The sequence below is a fragment of the Arthrobacter sp. Y81 genome (genome assembly GCF_002929335.1).
Lineage (GTDB): Bacteria > Actinomycetota > Actinomycetes > Actinomycetales > Micrococcaceae > Arthrobacter.
Genome location: NZ_PJIL01000002.1, coordinates 259,514 through 280,625 on the forward strand (window position 1 = coordinate 259,514; position 21,112 = coordinate 280,625).

Consider the following 21,112-nt stretch of genomic DNA (forward strand, 5'->3'; position numbering starts at 1 on the left):
ACGTCGTCCCAGTTGTTGACCAGCTGCATGTTCTGGTTCACCAGCCACACATTGCCCGAGTTCACGTCGTTCAGGACCACCAGGTCCCGGTTCACCCGGAACACGTACGACGGCGACGCACTCGCCTTGGGTACGTCCACGTTCTTGTCATCGGCATCGTTCACGCAGTCGCGCACATACTTGTTCGCCCCCGACCACGCCGCATGGATGCAGCCGCCCAGCTGCACCGGCGCCGCCGGAACACCCTCACCGTCAAACGAGACAGTCTTCGCCGTGGAACCGTCCAGCGGCTGCTTCAACAACGCCTTCGGCGTCGCCACCGCCACCGCATCAGAGGCCGGACCCGACTGCTGCAGCTTCGCCTCCCGCGCGTCCGCCAGATCCAAAGCCCGCCCGCCCGGCAGGAACAGCTTCCCCCGGCCCGCATCCAGCACCACCGGCTTGTCCCCCACCACGGCCAGCTGCAGATCACCCGCGCCCTTGAGCCCGTCCCAGGTGGTGGACTCGGTCGCCGTTGTCTCACCGTTCGCGTCCACGGCCGTGACGGTCACGGCGCCCGACTTCGGATCAGCACTGTAAATCCGGTCGTCGGCTCCCACCGCGGACACGGTTCCCTGCGAAGCGGCCAGCACGGGTTCCGTGGACTCCTCGTCGAATCCGTTCACGGTGGACGGCGAGAGGGCCCAGACCTTGCCCTTCGCTGCGTCGGTGACGGAAATGACCTCGGAACCGAAGCTCACATCTGCCGAACCCGGCAGTTTCTTGTCGCCACCGAGCTGCATGTTGGCCGGGGACACCTGGTTCAGCGTGGAGCCGGTCTCGTCGTCGACGAAGACGTCACCGGAGTTCTGCAGGATGTCGAAGGTAGTGCTGGCGGGGGTCACTGCACCGTCAAGCACGCGCGAGGGATAATTCAGCCGGCCAACAGCATTCCTGGCCTTGCTGACCACCCACACGCCGCCGTCGTTCAATTCCACCTCAGTGGTCTTGAACCCGGGATAAATCACCGCACCCGCCACCAGCGCAGCACCGGCCACCGCAAAAACGGTGCCCGAAACCAACTTCCTGCGGCGCTCCCTGAGACCCAGCTTGCCGAACAGAGTTGTCACAAGTTTTCAATTCCCTCAAAATCGCAGCCGCCCCCAGGGCAGCGTTTCCAAAGACCCGGTACCGGGCTCTCTGTTTCCCGCGACAGCCTACCCAACCAGCCGCCGGACCGCGATGGGGAGCTCTCCCCAACCGCCTGACCTGCGGTTCCTTCCGTCATTGGGATCAGCATTGCGGAATCCCATGGGAGTACGGCTGACCGAGCTGTGAGTGTCCCGCGACCATGTAGTACCCGACGTTCCGGTTGGATCCGGGTTCAACCCGGTAGAACGGCTGATCCGGGGTGTTGGTCCACTGGTCGTTCATCATCACATAGCAGTGGACCACAATCCGCTCGCCGCTGTTGACGTAGAACCACGGCGGTGTATCGCCGTTGTTGACCCCCTGGCAGTCGAAGTAGGGTTTCGGCCGGTAGCTGGCCTTGCCGTATTCGAACGTGCAGGTGCGGACCAGATCCGTGCCCTTGACGACGGTCGTTATCCACTCTCCTTGCGCACCGGATTTGGCGGACGCCGAAACAACGCCGCTCTCTGTTCCCAGGGAGTTGACGGTTTTCACGTCGATTCGATGGGACTCCCCGAATCCGCCTGTGTTGATGACCCTGCTGCCGGCTGCGGCAACGTTTTCCCAGCCGCCGTTGTCGATCCTGATCCTGGTCAGGGCAACGTCGTTGGTTGTGGTCGATGGGGAGGACCAGTTCAGGGTGAGCGACTTCTGGTTCATCGCGCCGTCCTGCCCCGACGCCGACGGTGTACCGGGCGAACCGTAGGGGGTGGCCGAAGCTCCGGCACTGGCGTTGGAGCTCGGAGCCACGGTGGAGTGTGCGATCACAGTGATGGTGGTCGCCGTGCCGTTCGTGAAGCCGCCGACCGTCTGCCCGGGCTTGATGGGACCGCTCTGGCCGGTGCTGGCGTTGTAGCTGTAGCTGACCTCACCGTCGGCCGAACCGTTGCGTTCGGCGGCGGTCAGTTCCCTGAAGTTGATGGTCACCTGACGCCCGGCTCCTCCGGTGTCCGCAGCAGCAACAGTAACGCCTGAGACCTGGCCGAGTTTGCCGGTGGCGCGCCGGGGCGCCGAAGGTGGACTGACGGCACCCTTTCCTGCCTTGTTTACGGCCTGGACAGTGAACGTGTACTCAGCTTCGGAGTTGTTGGCCGTGAAATTGGCCGTGCGTACCGTACCCGCGATGGTCTGGGTCTGCGGCGCTCCGCCGCCCCCGCTCATCGTGACGTAGTAGTTCCTGATCGCGTCCCCGTTGGTATCCGGTTCCGTCCAGTTCACCCGCAGCTGGTTGGTGGTTCCCACCGCGGAAGCCACGGCGGACGTCGGGGCGGGTGGTGCGGCCGGGACTCCGGCCGGGTTGTCTTCGGAGGAGTAAATGCCCCACTCCGACGGGCCAAGCTCGTTGACGGCCTGGGCGCGCACCTTGTAGCGGACGCCGTTGGTCAGGCCGGGCCAGGTGTAGGTCAGGCCGGTCACACCGTTCTTCACGGCGACTCCGCTGGCCGGCGACGGCGAGATCTCGAGGTTGTAGCTTTTGACGGCCGAGCCCTCGGTCTTGGCCGGCGGCCAGTTAATCACCATGTTCTTATCGCCCGCCTTCACGGCGGGCGCTTCCGGCGGGGACGGCTTCTCATCCGGCCGGATCTCATTCGAGGGCGGTGAGGTCTCGGACTCATTGACTTCATTGGTGGCGGTGACGGTGAAGACGTACTTGACGTTGTTCGTCAGGCCATTGAGCGTGCAGGTAGTGGTGGGGCAGTCCTGGCTAAACCCATTGGAGCGCACCGTGTATTTGGAGATCGGTGCGCCATTGTCCGCGGGCGGAGCCCACTTGAGCACGGCCGTCCGGCTGCGCACGTCCGTTGCGGCGGGGGCAGAGGGTGCGTCCGGCTTGTCCCGGACCGTGATGCGGACACGGCCGTTCGCTTGGCGGGACGGGTCGTCCGTTTTGTCCGAGACCGTGTACCGGAGCACCATAACGCCCTTGGATCCGTCCGCCGGCGTAACCGTGATGGAATCCCCGCTGATTACCGGCTGCCCGGCGGCAGAGCCCGTTTCCACTGCGACAGAGACGATCTTCAGCGGGGCATCACTGAAGGGGTTGAAGTCGTTGGCGAGGACGTTGATGGTCTCGGTCCGGCCGGCGTTGGCCTTTTCGATGACGTCCTCGTTGGCGGTCGGGAGCGGCCGGTTGGAGGCGACGACGGTAGCCGTCACCGAGGCCTTGACCGGTCCGGAGCGGCCGTCGCTGACCTTCAGCGGGATGGTTCCCTTGCGGCCCACAGCCAGGGCGGACTCGGAGCTGACCTTGAGAGTCTGCCCCTCAATCGTGGCCGTGAAGCCTTCCGGCAAGGCTCCGTCGAATTCGAACTTGAGCTTCTCCTGGTCCCCGGAATCCACATCCTTGGCCAGGTTGCCCAGCTCCAGGCCCGCAGCTTCGCCCTTGGGCACCTCAAGGTCGGTTCCGCTGAAAGTGGGCTCGTGGTTGGCGTTCGGGTCCGGAATCACCCGGGTGATGACGGTCAGCGTGGATTTCAGGCCCTGCGGATCGTCCGGGCCGGAGCCGTCCGTCACTTCGAAGGTGACGGAGCCGGGGCCAACGTAGTCCTTGAGCGCGGCGTAGCGCAGGGCGTTGCCGTTGCCGGCGATGACGTTTTGGGCGTCCGCCCCCTGCACACGGACTTTGTCCGTCTGGGTGATCCGGGGTGTGCGGCCGTCCCTGACCCGGACGTACTCGTTCAGGTTCAGGGTGATTTCCTTGCCGGCCATCACTTCAACGACGTCGGCGCGGGCCAGGGTGGGGTGCTGTTCGCCCTGGCCGGGCACCCAGATGACTGCCGTGGCGCTCTGGCCGTCGACGTCGGTGACGGTGTACGGGACCAGCTGGTCCGCCGGTGCAAGGCCGACCACTACGTTGCCGTCGCCGCCGACGCGGGCGTTCGGATTGCCGTCCGGCAGGCTGATCTTGAGTTCGGAGGCCACGCCGTCGGGGTCGGAATCGTTCTTCAGGACCGGGACGTCGACTGCGGATTTTCCGAGCGTCTCGGCGGGGGTGATGACATCGTCCTGGGCGGCCGGCGCCTTGAGGGCGGCATCGGGGGTGACCCGGACCCGGACCACCGCACTGCCCTGGGCTTTCTTGTCGTCCTGGATCTTGTAGCTGACGCTTTCGTTGCCGGCGGCACCCGGCGCGGTGAGCAGCACTTTGCCTCCGTCGGCTGACTCGACGCGGAGTTCCGGGCGGGCTTCGAAGGCGTTGGAGACCAACCCGATCGGGTCCCCGTCGGGGTCCGAGTCGTTGCTGAGGGCGGCCACGGCGATCTTGCGCCCGGGGCGGACATCCACGGCGTCGTCCACGGCGATGGGTTTCTGGTTGTTGGCTTCCGGCGGGGCGATGCCCACAATCACGGTGCCGGTATTTTCGGCGCCGATCCGGTCCCGGACCCGGTAGGTGAAGGTGTCGGTGCCGGCAGCAGCTCCGGTGGCGGTGAACTCAAGGTAGCCGTCCTTGACCACGGCCGTTCCCATGGCGGGGGCCTTGTCCACCCCGATCAGCTGCACGGAGTCGCCGTCGGCGTCGATGCCGTCGAGCGGAACGGGGATCCGTACCTCCATGCCGGAGACTACGCGAGCGGTCAGGTTCTTCGGTTCGGGACGGGTGTTCCGTTCGTCATCGCGGGCGCGGACGCGGATGGTGACCTGTTGCGAGTCCGACTGCCCTGATTCATTGGTGACCTTGTAGATCGCGTAGACCGTCTTAGGTACGTCCCCGGCAATAAAGCGCAGCGTGCCGCCGGAGCGGAAGATGCGCCCGTCGGCGTCGTCGGGCTTTTGCGCCAGTTCCGGCTCGAGGGCGAGCTTGCCGCCGTTGGGGTCGGTGTCGTTCTCGAGGACCGGTATGGTGACGACGTCGCCCGCGCGCACTGACACCTCGTCCGGCTTGGCCTGCGGCGCCTGCAGCTTGGCCGGTGCGGGCACCACCAGGACTGCGATGTCGCCGCTGGCCAAGGACTTGCCGTTCGAAATCGTGTACTTGACGTTGAGCTGGCCCTGCGCCCGGATGTCGGTGATCCGGACGACGGAGTGGTCCAGCACCGAGGCACTGATCGGTTGGCCGTCGGCCGCCGTGACGGACTGGACTACAAGGACGCCGCCGGAGGGGTCTGAGTCGTTGCCGAGCACGTCCACCAGGACGCTGCCGCCGCTGGGCAGCAGGGCCGTGTCCCGCACGGCGACGGGGGCGCCGTCGCCGTTGCCGGGAACCACGTCCACGCGGACCAGTTGCTGGGCGCTGGCCGGACCGTTGGTTACGAGGTACGACACATAGTGGGCACCCTGGGCGGCAGAGTTGAAGGTGAAGGTCTGCTGGTCCGCCCCCATGATGGCTGTGGAATTGCCATCCGGCGAGACCTGGGCAAGGCGGAGCGCACCGCCCTGCGGGTCCGAGTCGTTCTTCAGCGGTGCGATGACTGTGTCCACCCCGGCGACGGCGACGATGTGGTCCGCGTTGGCAGTCGGCGGAAGCGCGCCGGGGGCGCGTACGTCCACCGTGACCTTGCCCTCGGCGGTGGATTGGCCGTCGGACACCGTCAGGGTGACCACCTTGCGGCCGGGTTCCGAGCCTGCGTCCTGGAAGCTGAGCAGTCCGTCGGGCCGGGCCTTGACCTGGTCCCGGGGGTCGCTGCCGGTGGCACTGACCACGTAGAGGTCGTCGCCGTCGGGGTCGGTCCAGTCGGTGAGGATGTTCTGGCTGACGAGTTTGCCGGCCTGGACCACGAGGGTGGTGTTCCGGTTCGGCTTCTGCCGCGGGGCGGAGTTCTCCCCCGGCGGGATGATATTGAGGGTGACGTCGGAGGCGGCTGTGAGCCCGCGGCCGTCGTCCACTGAGTATTTGAAGGTCTCCGAACCGGTCTTGTCGGCAGGGACGCTGACCTGGAAGCCGGTGGAACCATAGATCGGGGCGAGGAGCCCGGACTTGATCGGATCGGGGGCACGAACGGTGAGGATGTCGCCGTCGGGGTCGGTGTCGTTGTCCAGGACGGGGAGGATGGCGGTTTTTCCGGCGCGCACCCCGAACGTGTCCGGTTTGGCGACCGGTGCGCTGTTGGGCTTGGTCCGGTCCGGCAGGACGGTCTGCTGGACTTCGTCCGCGGAGTCCTTGTCCGCGTCGTCGGAGGTCTGTTGCGGCGGGATCACGTCGTCCCAGTTGTTGACCAGCTGCATGTTCTGGTTCACCAGCCACACATTGCCCGAGTTCACGTCGTTCAGGACCACCAGGTCCCGGTTCACCCGGAACACGTACGACGGCGACGCACTCGCCTTGGGTACGTCCACGTTCTTGTCATCGGCATCGTTCACGCAGTCGCGCACATACTTGTTCGCCCCCGACCACGCCGCATGGATGCAGCCGCCCAGCTGCACCGGCGCCGCCGGAACACCCTCACCGTCAAACGAGACAGTCTTCGCCGTGGAACCGTCCAGCGGCTGCTTCAACAACGCCTTCGGCGTCGCCACCGCCACCGCATCAGAGGCCGGACCCGACTGCTGCAGCTTCGCCTCCCGCGCGTCCGCCAGATCCAAAGCCCGCCCGCCCGGCAGGAACAGCTTCCCCCGGCCCGCATCCAGCACCACCGGCTTGTCCCCCACCACGGCCAGCTGCAGATCACCCGCGCCCTTGAGCCCGTCCCAGGTGGTGGACTCGGTCGCCGTTGTCTCACCGTTCGCGTCCACGGCCGTGACGGTCACGGCGCCCGACTTCGGATCAGCACTGTAAATCCGGTCGTCGGCTCCCACCGCGGACACGGTTCCCTGCGAAGCGGCCAGCACGGGTTCCGTGGACTCCTCGTCGAATCCGTTCACGGTGGACGGCGAGAGGGCCCAGACCTTGCCCTTCGCTGCGTCGGTGACGGAAATGACCTCGGAACCGAAGCTCACATCTGCCGAACCCGGCAGTTTCTTATCCCCGCCCAGGCGCATGTTGGCCGGGGACACCTGGTTCAGCGTGGACCCAGCGTTGTCGTCCACAAACACGTTCCCGGCATCCTGCAGCACATCAAATGTCGTACTCGCCGGCGTCACCGCACCGTCCAGGACCCGCGACGGGTAATTCAGCCGGCCCACGGCATTCCTGGACTTGGAGACGACCCAGACGCCGCCGTCGTTCAATTCCACCTCGGTGGTCTTGAACCCGGGATAAATCACCGCACCCGCCACCAGCGCAGCGGCCGTCACCGCGAAAACGCTGCCGCGGAGAATTCTGGCGCGCCGGCTGTCCCGCTTCGATCCTGAATCAGGCCGCACGGAACCACGTAGCCGTTTCATTACCAGTTTTCCCCCACAAAAAATGCATTCCGGGCATGCCAGGACCCGCTGTGCGAAATAGCCGGATCAGTCCGACTATGTCATAAGACCATCAATTTTAGAAACACACTCCGCGGTTCCCTGCGGCGGTTACACGTATTCGAGTGTCAATCCAGGATCAGGCCCCGGCCACTGCCGCGCTGCAGCAGGAAAGGGTGGATTTCCCCGAAGCCGCGGACCTCCTCGGCCTGCTGCGGCTCCAACACAAACCGCTCGTCGTTTTCCAGTGCTGCGGCCGTCATCGAATCGACCAGGACAGTACCGGGATCTGCCAGCGACGTCAGGCGGGCGGCGAGGTTAACGGTGGGGCCGTAGATGTCGCCAAGGCGCGAGAGTATGCGGCCCCACACCATGGCAACCCTCGCTTGCGGAAGGATCTCATCCTCGGTGAAGGCATGTGACAGCGCGAGCGAAATTTCGGCGCCTGCCGCCGGAGTCTCGGCAATGTAAAGGACTTCGTCTCCCACCGTTTTCACCAGCCTGCCGCCACCGACCGAAATGATCTCGGCGCATTTGTTCTCAAAGCGCTGCACCAGTTGCGCGAGCGTCTTCTCGTTCATGCGCCGGGAAAGGCTCGTATAGGAAACCAGGTCCGCAAAGCCCACCGCCCGCGCAAGGGGCAGCGGGGCGTCATCCTCGTCGCCTTCACGGCCCTCTTCACTGGCCTGCAGTCCGGCCTCTGCCCGTACGGCAAGACGCTGGACACCGGCATTGAGCTGCCGTCGCCAGGAGTACGTCAGCATTTCCTCAAGGGCATCCACAAGCGACGGCAGCTGGTTGACCAGCATCTTGCGGGCCACGGCGTCCGGCACACCCTGCTGGTGGACCATATCCTCCACGAGGGCTTCGATCTGCCAAACCACCATCCGGTCAGTCATTTGCCCGATGGCACGGGTAACGGAAATGGCGGCCTCTTCGGTGAGCTTCCCCGTCCGGACAAGGTCCACAACAGTGGACAGTGCCGCCTGGTCACGTTCCGTGAAGGCGACGTCCTCATCGCCGAGGTTGGGAAACCCCAGGGCACGCCAAAGCTTGCGGGCGGACAGCAGGGACAGCCCGGCGCCGGCCGCCACCTCGCGGCGGCGCAGCTTGCGTTCCCCGCCAAGGAGCCTGGCTTCGAGCGCCTTGGCTGCGAGCCGTTCGGCGGAGAGGGTTCCGGTGGGAGTGGCTTCGACGGACTCGGCGGAACGGCTTGCGTGGGAAGGATCATACGGCGCGGGGTCGTGGGGTATCGGGTGGTGCACTGCGGGGCGGGCATCGGCAGGGCGACCAGGCAGGGCTGCTCCAAGCACCGGCGCCCCCACGGAGGCAGCATCGAGCGAGACCGGATCAACGGCGGCACGGTCCACCAGTCCCGGGGCCGGGTCCAATGAGACCTGTTCGAGGGTGGCCGTATCCAGGACAGCGGCTTCGAGCGTGACGGCTTCCACTACGGCGTCCGGCGGTGAAGGCAGCACAGACGGCTCCGCCTCGTTCACAGCCCCGGCATTCTCAGCGCTCATCTCTTCCACCTTCTCTCGTATCCCACGGCTCCCCCATATCCCACGGCCGGTACTGCGACGCGTCCCCGGCGTTTCCCGGCTCCCGGTCGGCCCCAAAAATCACGCCGTCCGGCAGCTCATCGATCGCGTCGAGGACGAAGTTTCGAAACTTCGCAGCCTCCGGAACATCCGGGATCACGGCATCCACACCGTGCCCGGTATCCAACGATATATTCCCGGAACGCAATATGCGTTGCCACAGCGACTGGCTGACCCCGACGTGACGCACCGATGCGAGCGAGATCTGCATGTCCCGCCTGCGCAACATGCCGTAACGGGCAACTATCCGCCTGCTGGTCAATACGTACTGGGTAGCGTGCCATCTCAGCAGGCGCGGCAGGCAATACCCCAACAGTATCCACGCAACTCCGGCGACGCACACTGCGACAAGCCAAAAGGTCCATTCCCTGGTAATCAGCGGCACCAGCCTGGCCGGTTCCCCTTTCACAATCCAGGCACTCGCGAAGGCCCCCAAAGCGGGCGCAACGATGAACAGCAACCCCGGAAAGGCCAGCTTCCGGGGCTGGGGCCGGGTGACAGTGATGACCTGTTCGCCCGGCAGGAGGTCTTTACGCATATCCGCTTTCCGCGGTTCCGGTCCCCGCGCCCGGAGCGCCCGGCGGCGTCCATGGCCGGAGGTGAACCACGTCACCGGCGGTCACCACATGCTCGTGCTTGCCCGCGTCGACCACCAGGAGGGAACCGTATTCGTCCAGGCGGGATGCGTGGCCGATGATCTCATGGTCCCCCGGCAACTGTGCGCGGACCTGCTTGCCGAGGGTGGACATCACCGATTCAACCCGTTTGTGCAGCGACGGCCCGCCGGCCATCCCGGCGGCGGGGTCGCCGTCGGCATTGCAGAAGTTGCGGTACAGGGCAGCAAAGCGCGAGAGGTAACTCTTGAGCAGTGTGGTCCGGTCGACGGTCCGGGCACTCTCCAGCAGCACGGACGTGGCCGTGGGAACAGGGAGCTCCGATGCGGTCAGTGTCACGTTGAGGCCGGTGCCAAGGATCACGGGCGGAACGGTTCCGTCCCCCATGGGGCCCAGCTGCGCCAGGATGCCCGCGATCTTCCGGCCCCGCACCATGACGTCGTTGGGCCATTTGATCTCGGCCGGGATTCCGGCCGTTTCCAGGAGTGCCTCGCGCAGGGCCAGGGCCGCGAGCAGCGAGAACCAGGAGTAGCTGTGGGTGGGCAGCGGCCGTCCTTCAGAGTTGACCGGCCGGAGGACCACTGAGACAGACACGGAGCTCAGCGCCGGCGCCTCCCAGTGGCGGTCGAGCCGGCCGCGCGCTGCCGTCTGGTGCTCGGCCGTCAGCACGGAGAGGTCCGGCCAGGCGTGCGGGTCCACGGTCACCCCCTGCAGGAGGTCCGCATTGGTGGACCCTGTCGAGTCCACCACAATAAGCTGCGCGATCCCGTTGGCCGCCAGGAAATCCTCGCCACTCAACTCATTCCTGTTGAGTCCGACCCGGGCCGCGGCCTCCGGCTGCGCCGCGGAAGGCAACTCCGGGTTGCTCTCGGGAGAAGGCACGTTGCTCGGGTCCTGGCCGTCGGCGGGCTGTGGGGCGTCCATAGTTGAATCCTACCGAGTTGCCGCAGCTGCGGCGGCGGCCCACGGGGTTCTCAGAGGAAAATGTCAGGGACCAGCCGGCCCTCCGGCGCCCCGAGGCTGTACGGGGAGAAATCGGTCACGCCGGCCGCGGCGAGCACCTGTTCATCCGTGTAGAAATTGCCGCTCCGCGTGCCTCCGTCGCCCACTGCATTGCTGCGCGTCAGCACCGCATGGGCCGCATCCGCCACGATCTCCGGACCGCGTGCGGCCTTGACCATGTTCTCGCCTCCGGGCATGTTGCGGATGGCGGCGGTGTCGATCAGGGTGCAGGGCCACAGCGAGTTGACATCGATGCCGTCTTCCCTGAGTTCCTCGGCCAGTCCGAGCGTGGTGAGGCTCATTCCGTATTTGGCCATGGTGTAGGCAAGGTGCATTCCGGCCCATTTGGGATCCAGGTTCAGGGGCGGCGAAAGGGTCAGGATATTGGCGGACGATGAGCGGCGAAGGGCGGTCAGCGCGAGCTTGGACAGCAGGAAGGTGCCGCGGACATTGATGTCCTGCATCAGGTCATAGCGTTTCATGTCCACGGCGTCGGTCTTGGAAAGGTCAATGGCCGAGGCGTTGTTGATCACGGTGTCAATGCCGCCGAATTGTTCGACGGCGGCGGCAACCGCACCGGCGACGTCGTCATCATTGCGCACGTCTCCGACGATCGGGAGCGCCTGGCCGCCGGCCGCCTCCAGCTGTTCGGCGGCGCTGTAAACCGTTCCTTCGAGTTTCGCGTGCGGCTGGCCGGTCTTGGCCATCAGCACGATGTTGGCGCCGTCGCGGGCGGCGCGGAGGGCAATGGCCAGACCGATACCGCGGCTGCCGCCGGACATCAGGATGGTGCGGCCCTGAAGGGAACCGGCGGCCTGGTACGGCCCTGCGGCGGTGCCCGAAGCATCGTTGCTTGAAGTCATGAGGACACTCTAGCCGAACTATGTTACTGATGGGTAACATAGCGGTCAGCGTCACTCAGAGGCAGAAAATTGTAGGGTTTCTACAGCGGTCCGGGCGAATAGCGTCACTAGACTAGCCATCAGGGTCCTGTTTTTGTGCGGAAGCTACTTAAGCGCCGATGCACAACGGGACCAGCGACTATCAGCTACAGAGCCGGAGACACTTGATGAGCCACGATCTGACAACGACAGCGGGCAAGATTGCAGACTTCCGCGACCGCCAGGCTCGTGCCGAGCAGCCTTCCGGCCCGGAAGCAATCGAAAAGCAGCACGCACGCGGCAAAAACACCGCGCGTGAACGCATCGACCTCCTTTTGGACGAGGGCTCCTTCGTCGAGTTCGACGCCCTTGCGGTGCACCGTTCCACGGCCTTCGGCATGGCGAAGAAGAAGCCGCTCGGCGACGGGCTTGTCTCCGGCTACGGCACGGTGGACGGCCGCCCCGTGGCGGTCTACAGCCAGGACTTCTCCGTCTACGGCGGTTCGCTGAGCCAGGTCAACGGCGAGAAGATCGTCAAGGTCCAGGAGTTCGCGCTGCGCAACGGCTGCCCGGTGGTGGGCATCCTCGATGGCGGCGGTGCCCGCATCCAGGAGGGCGTCGCCTCCCTGGCAATGTTCGCGGACATCTTCCGCAACAACGTCCACGCTTCCGGCGTCGTCCCGCAGATTTCGCTCATCATGGGCCCCTCCGCCGGCGGCGCGGCCTACTCCCCCGCCCTGACCGACTACGTGGTCATGGTGGACAAGACCTCGCACATGTTCATCACCGGCCCTGACGTGATCAAGACCGTCACCGGCGAGGACGTTGACATGGAGACACTGGGCGGCGCCCGCCAGCACAACGCCACCACCGGAACCTCCACCTACCTGGCCTCGGACGAGGCGGACGCCGTCGAATTCGTCCGCGAGCTCCTGGACTTCCTGCCCTCCAACAACCTGGCCGAGGCCCCGGTCCTGGAGCACCAGCAGGAGCTGGAAGTCGATGACGACGACCTCACCCTGGACGCGCTGATCCCGGATTCCGCCAACCAGCCCTACGACATGCGCAAGGTCGTTGAGCAGATCGTGGACGACGGCCACTTCCTGGAGATGCAGGCCCTCTACGCGCCGAACGTGATGATCGGCTACGGCCGCATCGAAGGCCACACCGTGGGCATCGTGGCCAACCAGCCCATGCAGTTCGCGGGCACCCTCGACATCTCGGCCTCGGAAAAGGCCGCGCGCTTCGTGCGGCACTGCGATGCCTTCAACATCCCCATCATCACGCTCGTGGACGTCCCCGGCTTCCTGCCCGGCAAGGACCAGGAATTCCAGGGCATCATCCGCCGCGGCGCCAAGCTCCTCTACGCCTATGCCGAGGCCACCGTTCCCAAGCTCACCGTGATCACCCGCAAGGCCTACGGCGGGGCGTACATCGTGATGGGCTCCAAGAAGCTCGGCGCCGACCTGAACCTGGCCTGGCCCACGGCGCAGATCGGCGTGATGGGCGCACAGGGCGCCGTCAACATTCTGTACCGCCGTGAGCTCGCCGCCGTCGCTGAGGCCGGCGGGGACGTCGAGGCAAAGCGCGCTGAGGTCATCCGGCAGTACGAGGAAGAGCTCCTGAACCCGTACCAGGCGGCCCAGCTTGGCTATGTGGACGCCGTCATTGCCCCGTCCGAAACCCGGGTGCAGATCATGAAGGGCCTGCGTGCCCTCCGGGACAAGCGCGCCAGCCTGCCCGCCAAGAAGCACGGAAACATCCCGCTGTGACGCCCGAAGTGGAGCCGGCCGCAAACCCGGCGGGGAACGAAGCTGCACCTGGCGAAGCGACCGCCCAGGAGCCGCTGTTCTCCGTGGTCAAGGGCGAACCGACGGACGTGGAGCTGGCGGCCCTCGCCGCCGTCGTACTGTCCCTTGGCACGTCTGTGGCAGAGGGAAAGTCGAAGCCCAGCGTCCGCCAGTGGGTCCGCCGGCAGCAGCTGCGGCTGGCCCCCACGCCGGGGCCGGGCGCCTGGAAGCGCAGCCGGGGTTAAGCCGGCGTCGGCCGGCGCCGCAAGACCGCCGCGGAGGCCGGCCATTGACACTCCGAAAAGTTCAGTGAGTCTTTCATAACTGGGATTGCCCCGTTAGTCTCGTGGGGTGACTACCGAACCCGCAGCCGCCGCGCGCCCCCAAACAGCCATCGACGCCGTCGCCGACGCCTATACGGAAACCCTCATCAGGCTCGACCCGAGCCTTGCCACGACACTCGGCGTGCCGGGCAGCGAGACAGAATTCCAGGACTTCTCGCCGGCCGGGATAGCGGACTTCGACGCCGCAGCGCGCGAAACTCTGGCGGCCCTGGACGGGCTGGAACCGGAAGACGACGTGGACGCCGTCACGCTGGACGCCATGCGCGAACGGCTGGGACTGCAGCTGGAAATCCACGCGTCCGGCTGGGATGCCGCCGAACTGAACAACATCGAGTCGCCGGCGCAGAATATCCGCGCCATCTTTGACCTGATGCCCACCGATTCCGCGGAACACTGGGAGCACATCGCCGGCCGTGCCCACAGCGTCCCCGGAGCGATCAACGGCTACATCGAGTCGCTGCGGTCCGCCAAGGAGCAGGGGAAGGTCTCCGCTGAGCGGCAGGTGTCAATCGTCATCGAACAATGCACCAAGTACGCTGCCGAGGACGGCTTCTTCGCGAAAATGGCGGCCGGCGCAAAGACCACTGAAGGTCCGCTTTCCGCGGACCTTCAGGCAAGGCTCGACGACGGCACTGCCGCGGCCCGCGCGGCCTATGCGAAGCTGGCGGATTTCCTGTCCACTGAACTGCTCCCCGTGGCCCCGGCCAAGGATGCCGTGGGCCGGGACCGGTATGCGCTGGCGTCGCGGGAATTCCTCGGCGCGACCGTGGACCTCGACGAGACCTACGCCTGGGGCGTCCAGGAACTTGAACGGCTCATTGCCGAACAGGAACGTGTGGCCGCCGAAATCCGCCCAGGGGCGTCGGTGGAGGAAGCCAAGGAGATCCTGAACAGCGATCCCGCACGTCAGCTCGAGGGCACCGACGCCCTCAAGGCCTGGATGCAGGGCCTCTCGGACAGGGCCGTGGCGGATCTCGCCGGCGTGCACTTCGAGATTCCGGACATCATGAAGACCCTTGAATGCCTGATCGCCCCCACCGACGAGGGCGGCATCTACTACACCGGACCCACCGATGACTTCAGCCGGCCGGGCCGGATGTGGTGGTCGGTCCCCGCCGGGGAGGACACCTTCACCACCTGGGCCGAGACCACCACGGTGTTCCACGAAGGAGTCCCCGGACACCACCTCCAGATCGCCACGGCGATCTACCGCCGCGAGCTGCTGAACAAGTGGCGCCGCAACGTTTGCTGGACGTCGGGACACGGCGAAGGCTGGGCACTCTACGCCGAGAAACTGATGCAGGAGCTGGGCTACCTGCAGGACCCGGGCGACCACATGGGCATGCTGGACATGCAGCGCATGCGTGCCGCACGCGTGGTGTTCGACATCGGCGTCCACCTGGAGCTGGAGGTTCCGGAACGCTGGGGCAACGGAACCTGGACGCCGGACAAGGGCTACGGCTTCCTGAAGGAAAACCTGGCCATCAGCGAGGGCCAGTTGAACTTCGAGTTCGCCCGCTACCTGGGCTGGCCGGGCCAGGCACCGTCCTACAAGGTGGGCCAGCGCCTGTGGGAGCAGATCCGTGCCGAACTCGAAGCACGCCCCGGTTTCGACCTTAAGGAATTCCACACCAGGGCCCTGAACATCGGCTCGGTTGGCCTCGACACCCTCAAGCGCGCACTGCTGGGGTAGGGGCCCCCACGGGGGGAGATGTTTGCCACATGGTTGCGGGGAATAACTTCACAAAAGTGCCCAAGTACGCCGTTTTTCGGGGCCGCTCATCGCTGGTGACGCTTTTATTCCCGTAACATTTCTCAACGTGCGTTCGTGGTGGTATGAAACCTGCGCCTAGCGTGTTCGGGTGAGCACTCAAACCAGCACCCCCTCCCCCGCAGGAAACACCGGCTTCCGGCTGCCCAAATGGGCCGGTTCGTTCGGCTTCCAGATCATCGCGGCCCTGATCGTGGGCCTTGGCCTTGGCCTGTTGGCCAAGTACACGGGCAGCACCAAGGCGAGCCCCAATGCCCTCGGCGCCACCCTGCAGACCATCGGCTCGAGCTACGTCTCCCTGCTGCAGACCGCCGTGGTCCCGCTCATCTTCACCGCCGTCGTCAGTTCCATCTCGAACCTCCGGCAGGTATCCAACGCCGCGAAGCTGGCGTGGAACACGCTGCTCTGGTTCGCCATCACGTCGCTGATCGCCGTGCTGATCGGCATCGGCCTGGGTGTGCTGCTGCAGCCCGGCGCCAGCACCGGAATCACCCAGGAAGCCAAATACTCGGGCAAATCCGGTGACTGGTGGGCCTTCCTCATCGGCCTCTTCCCCAAGAACTTCCTGGGCCTGGGCGCCAGCACCACCGTCACCGAGGGCGCGGCCACCACCGCCGTCAGCTTCAACGTCCTGCAGATCCTGGTGATCGCGATCGCCGTCGGTGTGGCTGCCCTGAAGGTGGGCAAGGCCGCCGAGCCGTTCCTGAACCTCAACGCCTCAGCTTTGGCTGTCATCCAGAAGGTCCTTTGGTGGATCATCCGGATCGCGCCGCTGGGCACGGTAGGCCTCATCGGCAACGCCGTAGCCGTGTACGGCTGGGACACCATCGGTTCACTGGGCAAGTTCACGTTCGCCATCTACGTCGGCCTGGCCCTGGTCCTGTTCGTGGTCTACCCGGTCCTGGTCCGCACCCACGGGCTCTCCGTCAAGCAGTATTTCTCCGGCGTCTGGCCCGCCGTACAGCTGGCCTTCGTCTCCCGCTCCTCCGTGGGCACACTGCCGCTGACCCAGCGCGTGACCGAACGCAGCCTGGGCGTCCCCCGCGCCTACGCTTCCTTCGCCGTGCCGCTGGGAGCCACCACCAAGATGGACGGCTGCGCCGCGATCTACCCCGCCATCTCCGCGATCTTCGTGGCACAGTTCTTCGGCATCCAGCTCGACTTCAGCCAGTACCTGCTGATCGCCCTCGTCTCGGTACTGGGCTCCGCCGCGACCGCCGGAACCACCGGCGCGGTCGTGATGCTGACCCTGACCCTCTCCACGCTGGGACTGCCGCTGGCCGGCGTCGGACTCCTGCTGGCGATCGATCCGATCCTCGACATGGGCCGCACAGCGGTCAACGTTGCCGGACAGGCGCTTGTGCCCACAATCGTCGCAAAGCGCGAGGGCATCCTGGACGAGGCGCTGTACAACGCCCCGCGCAACGGTGATCCTTTCGTGGACGATGACGCAGACGCAGCAGCGGGTTCGGCTGCCGATCCGACGGCAGCCGCTTCCGCCGAGGACCGCGCGCTGGCAGGCGCGAAAGCCTAGTATCCGGCGTCGTCAATACGCAGAAGTCCCCCGGGAATCTCCCGGGGGACTTCTGCGTATTGGCGTCTTCGCCGATCGCTGCAGGAGCCCGGCGGCACTGTCAGGACGGACGGGCCTAGCGGCCTCCGCCGCCGATCACGCCCTGCTCAACGGCCTTGGTGACCGCATCCGCTTCGGCCTGCGTGAGCTTGCCGTCCGCCACCGCCTTGTCCAGCCGGGTCTTCAGGGCGGCTGCGCGTTCTGACTGGGCCTCGTTGCGCAACTCCTCCAGGGCGGCAGTGACCTTGGCCTCGTCTATGCCCAGGGACTCCGCGAGGGATTTGGCCAGCGCGGCTTCCATGGCGGCCCGGTCCGGCTTCGTGCCCTCGGCAGGACGCGCGGATGGCTTGTTTGCTTCACGGAACGCCTTCAGCGCGTCAGTGACCTTTGCTTCGTCGACACCGAGCTTGGCGGCGAGCTCCGATGCCCGCACACCTCCTTCGTGCCCGTGCCGGCCACCCTTGTGGCCGCGGTTGTGACCGTCAGTGCCGGCGTCAGCCGATGCACTGGCTGACGGTGTGGGCGTCGGCGTAGTGGCGGCCGACGCAATTCCGCTGACACCAATCCCGGCCCCCACAACCAGGGCCGCAGCGCCCAGGCCGAGGCCTAACTTCTTTCTGCTGGACATGGCACGTCTCCTCGATCTGCCGCAGGAACACGGCTGCTTTCCGGTGGTAGTTACAGTTCGCCTACCTTCCCCAAGGGTGCGGCATCCGCATAAGGATGAGCTGTCAGCAAGCTGTTAGGAAGCTGTGAATCCGGCTTCAGCAGAAACTTGCACAGAGTGTAAATATGCACGTAGTGTAAGCGCATGCCCACCACCCAGCCCGGCAGTACCATCCCTGACCCGCCCGCGCCCTCGCGTCGGGAACTCAACAAGGCCGCGACCCGCCAGGCCATCACCGACGCCTCCCTGCGGCTCCTGCGCAGCAAGGGACCGGGGAACTTCACCGTGGAGGACATTGCCGACGCCGCAGCAATCTCCCGCCGCACCTTCTTCAACTACTTCGGCAGCACGGAGGCGGCGCTGGCCTCCATCACCCACGGATTCCTGGACAACGCCCTGGCGCAGTTCCGGCTGAGGCCCGCCGACGAGCCCATCCTCGAATCGGCGCGCGCGGCACTGGTGCAGCTGGCCGACCCCATGACGGTGGCCCCCATGGCCGAGCTGTACAGCCTCTCGCAGTCGAATCCGCAGCTGAACCGCTCCGAACTTGAAGCCTGGGACCACTGCACCGGGCAGATCATCGAAGCAGCCCGGGAGCGCTTCGCCGGGACACACGGCGCGGAACTCGATGAGCTCTACCTCCGTGCACTGGCCGGTTCCGTGATCTCCTGCGGCAAGGCCGCCATGGACGTCTGGTTCGCCCGGTGCGGCGCCGACCTTTCGGCCAAGTCTCTGGCAATACTCCGTCAACTCCTGATCGACGCCATGGGCCTCCTCGGCTCAGGCTTCATGCCCACCGCCAACCTCTCCTCAGATCGGCACTGACATGGCGCTCTTCCTCTACCGGCTCGGCAAGTTCTCATATCGCCGCCGCTGGCTGGTCATTTCCCTCTGGCTGGCCGTGCTTGTGGCCGTGGGCGGATCTGCCGCTGCCTTCCACGGCACTATGTCCAACAACTTCCAGATCCCCGGTACCGAAACCCAGCAGATGGCGGACAAGCTCAAGAAGGAGCTCCCCAAAGCCTCCGGCGGCTCGGCGACCATTGTCTTCGAGGCCCGGGACGGCCAGTTCAGCCAGGCCGGCAAGGATGCGGTATCCGCCGCACTGACCAAGCTCAAGACCCTTCCCGATGTCCAGGGCACAGTGGATCCGTTCGCGACGCAGGCGCAGCTCGACAAGGCAGCCGCCGACCTCGCTGACGGCGAGCAGCAGGCCGCAGCGGGCAAGGCCCGGCTGGACCAGGCCGCCGCCGAGCTGGCTGCGGGAAAGGCGCAGCTTGAGGCCGCAGAACAGCAGATGACCGCCGCCGGCATGCTCGCCGCCGCGATCGAGGCGCAGCTCGGACAGCAAAAGGCAGCCCTCACGGAAGGCCAGGCAAAGCTCGACGCCGGCACCAAAGAACTGGAGGAGGGCGCCGCGACGCTTGCGGCCGGCAAACGCCAGCTGGAGGCATCGCAGGGAATGCGCTTCGTGTCGGAGGACGGCAAGGCCGCCATCGCCCAGGTGCAGTTCAAGACCTCCATCAACGGGCTGACCCCGGAGGCCCGGCAGCAGGTCCAGGACATCGCCCGGGAAACCTCCTCCGCCGGCGTCACGGCCCTGGCCAGCAAGGACATCACCGAAGATATCTCCGAGCTCTTCGGCATTTCGGAGATCCTCGGCATCGCCATCGCCGCCCTGGTGCTCATCGTAATGCTGGGTACCCTGATCGCCGCAGGGCTTCCGCTGCTGATGGCCGTGGTGGGCGTGGCTGTTGGAGTGGGCGCCACGTTCGCCCTCAGCGGCGCCGTGGACATGAGTTCCATCTCGCCCATGCTGGCGCTCATGCTCGGCCTCGCGGTGGGCATCGACTACTCACTGTTCATCGTCAATCGGCACCGCAGCCAGCTGCTGACCGGCATGGACGCTGAGGAGTCCGTGGCCCTGGCCACCGGAACCTCGGGCAACGCCGTGATGTTCGCAGGGCTGACCGTCATCATCGCACTGGCAGCCCTGGTGGTTCCGGGGCTGCCGTTCCTGGCAGTCATGGGCCTGTCCGCGGCCGCAACGGTGGCGGTCGCCGTCGTCGTGGCCCTGACCCTCACTCCGGCGGTACTCTCTCTGGTTGGCCGGAGACTGATCTCCAAACGGGCGTGGGCGAAGGCCGAGCGGCACAACGCCGCCCCCGGCCACGAGACCGAGGACCGGGCACGGGAAGAACACCGCAGCAGCCACGGCTGGGGCGGCCTGGTCACCCGGCACCCGGTGATGGCACTGCTGGCAGGCGTGGCACTTCTGGGCGTCCTGGCGCTGCCCGCCAGCCAGCTCCGCCTGGCGCTTCCCGACGGCGGTTCGGAACCGGTGGAGTCCCAGGCCTTCAAGGCCTATGACGTCACCGGCCGCAGCTTCGGCGCAGGCATGACGGGCCCCATCGTGGTGGTGGGCGACTTCCCGGCCGGACTCACCGAAGAGGAAGCCCGGGCCAAACAGTTCGACGTGGCGGACATCCTCCGCGGCGTGGACAACGTCACCGCCGCCGTGCCGGTTGCCCTCAGCGAGGACCGCCGCACTGCAGTGTTCCAGGTGATTCCGAAGGAGGGCCCGGCAAGCGCCAGCACCGTTCAGGTGGTCTCGGAACTGCGGGCCAGGAACGCTGAAATCCGGGACACCACGGGCGTCGGCATCGGCCTTACCGGCCAGACGGCCGGCAACGTGGACGTCTCCACCAAACTCGGTGATGCCCTGCCTCCGTACCTGGCCATCGTGGTGGGACTGTCCCTGATCCTGCTGCTGGTTTTCCGCTCCATTGTGGTGCCGCTGCTCGCCACCGGAGGCTTCCTGCTGTCCCTCGCCGCGGCCTTCGGCGCCGTGGTGGCCGTCTACCAGTGGGGCTGGCTGGGGACGGTATTCGGCGTCGAGAATCCCGGCGCAGTACTGAGCTTTCTGCCCATCATCCTGATCGGCGTGCTGTTCGGACTGGCCATGGACTACCAGGTGTTCATCACCTCCGGCATGCGCGAATCGTTCATGCACGGGGAATCAGCGAAGCACGCCGTCCGGAGCGGGTTCAGCCATGCCTCCGCCGTGGTGACCGCGGCCGCCATCATCATGGTCAGCGTGTTCGCCGGCTTCATCTTCTCGCACCTGAACATGGTCCGGCCGCTCGGCTTCGCCATGGCCTTCGGTGTGCTGGTCGACGCCTTTGTGGTGCGCATGACGATCGTCCCGGCCGTCATGTACCTGCTCGGTGGCAAGGCCTGGTGGCTGCCGCGCTGGCTGGACCGCATCCTTCCCGACGTGGATGTGGAAGGCGCGAAGCTCCGCAAGGATGCTCCGGCCGCGGTCTCCCCCGCCGTGGCAGATCCGGAAGAGGTCGGCGCACGCTGACAGAACTCCTCGACTTCACCGCTGGCCGCCCGCCGATCACTCGATCGGCGGGC

General features: G+C 66.1%; 12 protein-coding genes and 1 pseudogene. 6 read left to right on the plus strand and 7 right to left on the minus strand.

Features of this window, described 5'->3' with window-relative positions:
• From CXQ91_RS04005 to CXQ91_RS04030, 6 genes and pseudogenes are all read right to left on the minus strand, one after another.
• Positions 1-1,109 (minus strand): annotated as a pseudogene (locus CXQ91_RS04005) (hypothetical protein); the annotation flags it as partial.
• A 163-nt stretch (positions 1,110-1,272) separates the two neighbouring features.
• Complete coding sequence (locus CXQ91_RS04010) at positions 1,273-7,431, minus strand: Ig-like domain-containing protein (RefSeq protein ID WP_104172634.1); 6,159 nt, start codon at positions 7,429-7,431, stop codon at positions 1,273-1,275.
• Positions 7,432-7,577: 146 nt separating this feature from the next.
• Positions 7,578-8,972, minus strand: a complete 1,395-nt coding sequence (locus CXQ91_RS04015; protein WP_258073814.1) for an adenylate/guanylate cyclase domain-containing protein — start codon at positions 8,970-8,972, stop codon at positions 7,578-7,580.
• Positions 8,962-9,588 (minus strand): PH domain-containing protein, encoded by a 627-nt coding sequence (locus tag CXQ91_RS04020; protein ID WP_104172635.1) that lies wholly within the window; start codon positions 9,586-9,588, stop codon positions 8,962-8,964. The genes CXQ91_RS04015 and CXQ91_RS04020 overlap by 11 nt, the downstream gene beginning before the upstream one ends.
• Positions 9,581-10,588 (minus strand): biotin--[acetyl-CoA-carboxylase] ligase, encoded by a 1,008-nt coding sequence (locus tag CXQ91_RS04025; RefSeq protein ID WP_181038763.1) that lies wholly within the window; start codon positions 10,586-10,588, stop codon positions 9,581-9,583. Before CXQ91_RS04025 ends, CXQ91_RS04020 begins: the two co-directional genes overlap by 8 nt.
• Positions 10,589-10,638: 50 nt before the next feature.
• Positions 10,639-11,529: an NAD(P)-dependent oxidoreductase gene (locus CXQ91_RS04030; RefSeq protein WP_104172636.1), complete on the minus strand. Its 891-nt coding sequence runs from the start codon at positions 11,527-11,529 to the stop codon at positions 10,639-10,641.
• 206 nt (positions 11,530-11,735) lie between these two features.
• On the opposite strand from CXQ91_RS04030, the gene CXQ91_RS04035 reads away from it, so the two are divergent.
• From CXQ91_RS04035 to CXQ91_RS04050, 4 genes are all read left to right on the plus strand, one after another.
• Positions 11,736-13,319, plus strand: coding sequence for an acyl-CoA carboxylase subunit beta (locus CXQ91_RS04035; protein ID WP_104172637.1), 1,584 nt, complete (start codon positions 11,736-11,738; stop codon positions 13,317-13,319).
• Positions 13,316-13,582 carry an acyl-CoA carboxylase subunit epsilon gene (locus CXQ91_RS04040; RefSeq protein ID WP_374953620.1) on the plus strand — a complete coding sequence of 89 codons (267 nt, stop codon included), beginning with the start codon at positions 13,316-13,318 and terminating at the stop codon, positions 13,580-13,582. Before CXQ91_RS04035 ends, CXQ91_RS04040 begins: the two co-directional genes overlap by 4 nt.
• Positions 13,583-13,688: 106 nt before the next feature.
• A complete protein-coding gene (locus CXQ91_RS04045; protein WP_104172638.1) occupies positions 13,689-15,374 on the plus strand; it encodes a DUF885 domain-containing protein in 1,686 nt (561 codons plus the stop codon).
• A gap of 169 nt (positions 15,375-15,543) precedes the next feature.
• Positions 15,544-16,986 (plus strand): dicarboxylate/amino acid:cation symporter, encoded by a 1,443-nt coding sequence (locus CXQ91_RS04050; protein ID WP_104172639.1) that lies wholly within the window; start codon positions 15,544-15,546, stop codon positions 16,984-16,986.
• Between the two features lie 115 nt (positions 16,987-17,101).
• Here the strand turns inward: CXQ91_RS04050 and CXQ91_RS04055 are convergent, their stop codons facing one another.
• A complete protein-coding gene (locus CXQ91_RS04055) occupies positions 17,102-17,653 on the minus strand; it encodes a hypothetical protein (RefSeq protein WP_104172640.1) in 552 nt (183 codons plus the stop codon).
• Between the two features lie 183 nt (positions 17,654-17,836).
• On the opposite strand from CXQ91_RS04055, the gene CXQ91_RS04060 reads away from it, so the two are divergent.
• Both CXQ91_RS04060 and CXQ91_RS04065 read left to right on the plus strand, forming a co-directional pair.
• Positions 17,837-18,517 carry a TetR/AcrR family transcriptional regulator gene (locus CXQ91_RS04060; RefSeq protein WP_104172641.1) on the plus strand — a complete coding sequence of 227 codons (681 nt, stop codon included), beginning with the start codon at positions 17,837-17,839 and terminating at the stop codon, positions 18,515-18,517.
• Between the two features lies 1 nt (position 18,518).
• Complete coding sequence (locus tag CXQ91_RS04065; protein WP_104172642.1) at positions 18,519-21,059, plus strand: MMPL family transporter; 2,541 nt, start codon at positions 18,519-18,521, stop codon at positions 21,057-21,059.
• Positions 21,060-21,112 lie beyond the last annotated feature (53 nt).

What these genes read in the sequence shown, in the direction of transcription:
- CXQ91_RS04010 (WP_104172634.1), bottom strand. Translation starts at nt 7,431, where the DNA reads ATGAAACGGCTACGTGGTTCCGTGCGGCCTGATTCAGGATCGAAGCGG.
- CXQ91_RS04015 (WP_258073814.1), bottom strand. Translation starts at nt 8,972, where the DNA reads ATGAGCGCTGAGAATGCCGGGGCTGTGAACGAGGCGGAGCCGTCTGTG.
- CXQ91_RS04020 (WP_104172635.1), bottom strand. Translation starts at nt 9,588, where the DNA reads ATGCGTAAAGACCTCCTGCCGGGCGAACAGGTCATCACTGTCACCCGG.
- CXQ91_RS04025 (WP_181038763.1), bottom strand. Translation starts at nt 10,588, where the DNA reads ATGGACGCCCCACAGCCCGCCGACGGCCAGGACCCGAGCAACGTGCCT.
- CXQ91_RS04030 (WP_104172636.1), bottom strand. Translation starts at nt 11,529, where the DNA reads ATGACTTCAAGCAACGATGCTTCGGGCACCGCCGCAGGGCCGTACCAG.
- CXQ91_RS04035 (WP_104172637.1), top strand. Translation starts at nt 11,736, where the DNA reads ATGAGCCACGATCTGACAACGACAGCGGGCAAGATTGCAGACTTCCGC.
- CXQ91_RS04055 (WP_104172640.1), bottom strand. Translation starts at nt 17,653, where the DNA reads ATGTCCAGCAGAAAGAAGTTAGGCCTCGGCCTGGGCGCTGCGGCCCTG.
- CXQ91_RS04060 (WP_104172641.1), top strand. Translation starts at nt 17,837, where the DNA reads ATGCCCACCACCCAGCCCGGCAGTACCATCCCTGACCCGCCCGCGCCC.
- CXQ91_RS04065 (WP_104172642.1), top strand. Translation starts at nt 18,519, where the DNA reads ATGGCGCTCTTCCTCTACCGGCTCGGCAAGTTCTCATATCGCCGCCGC.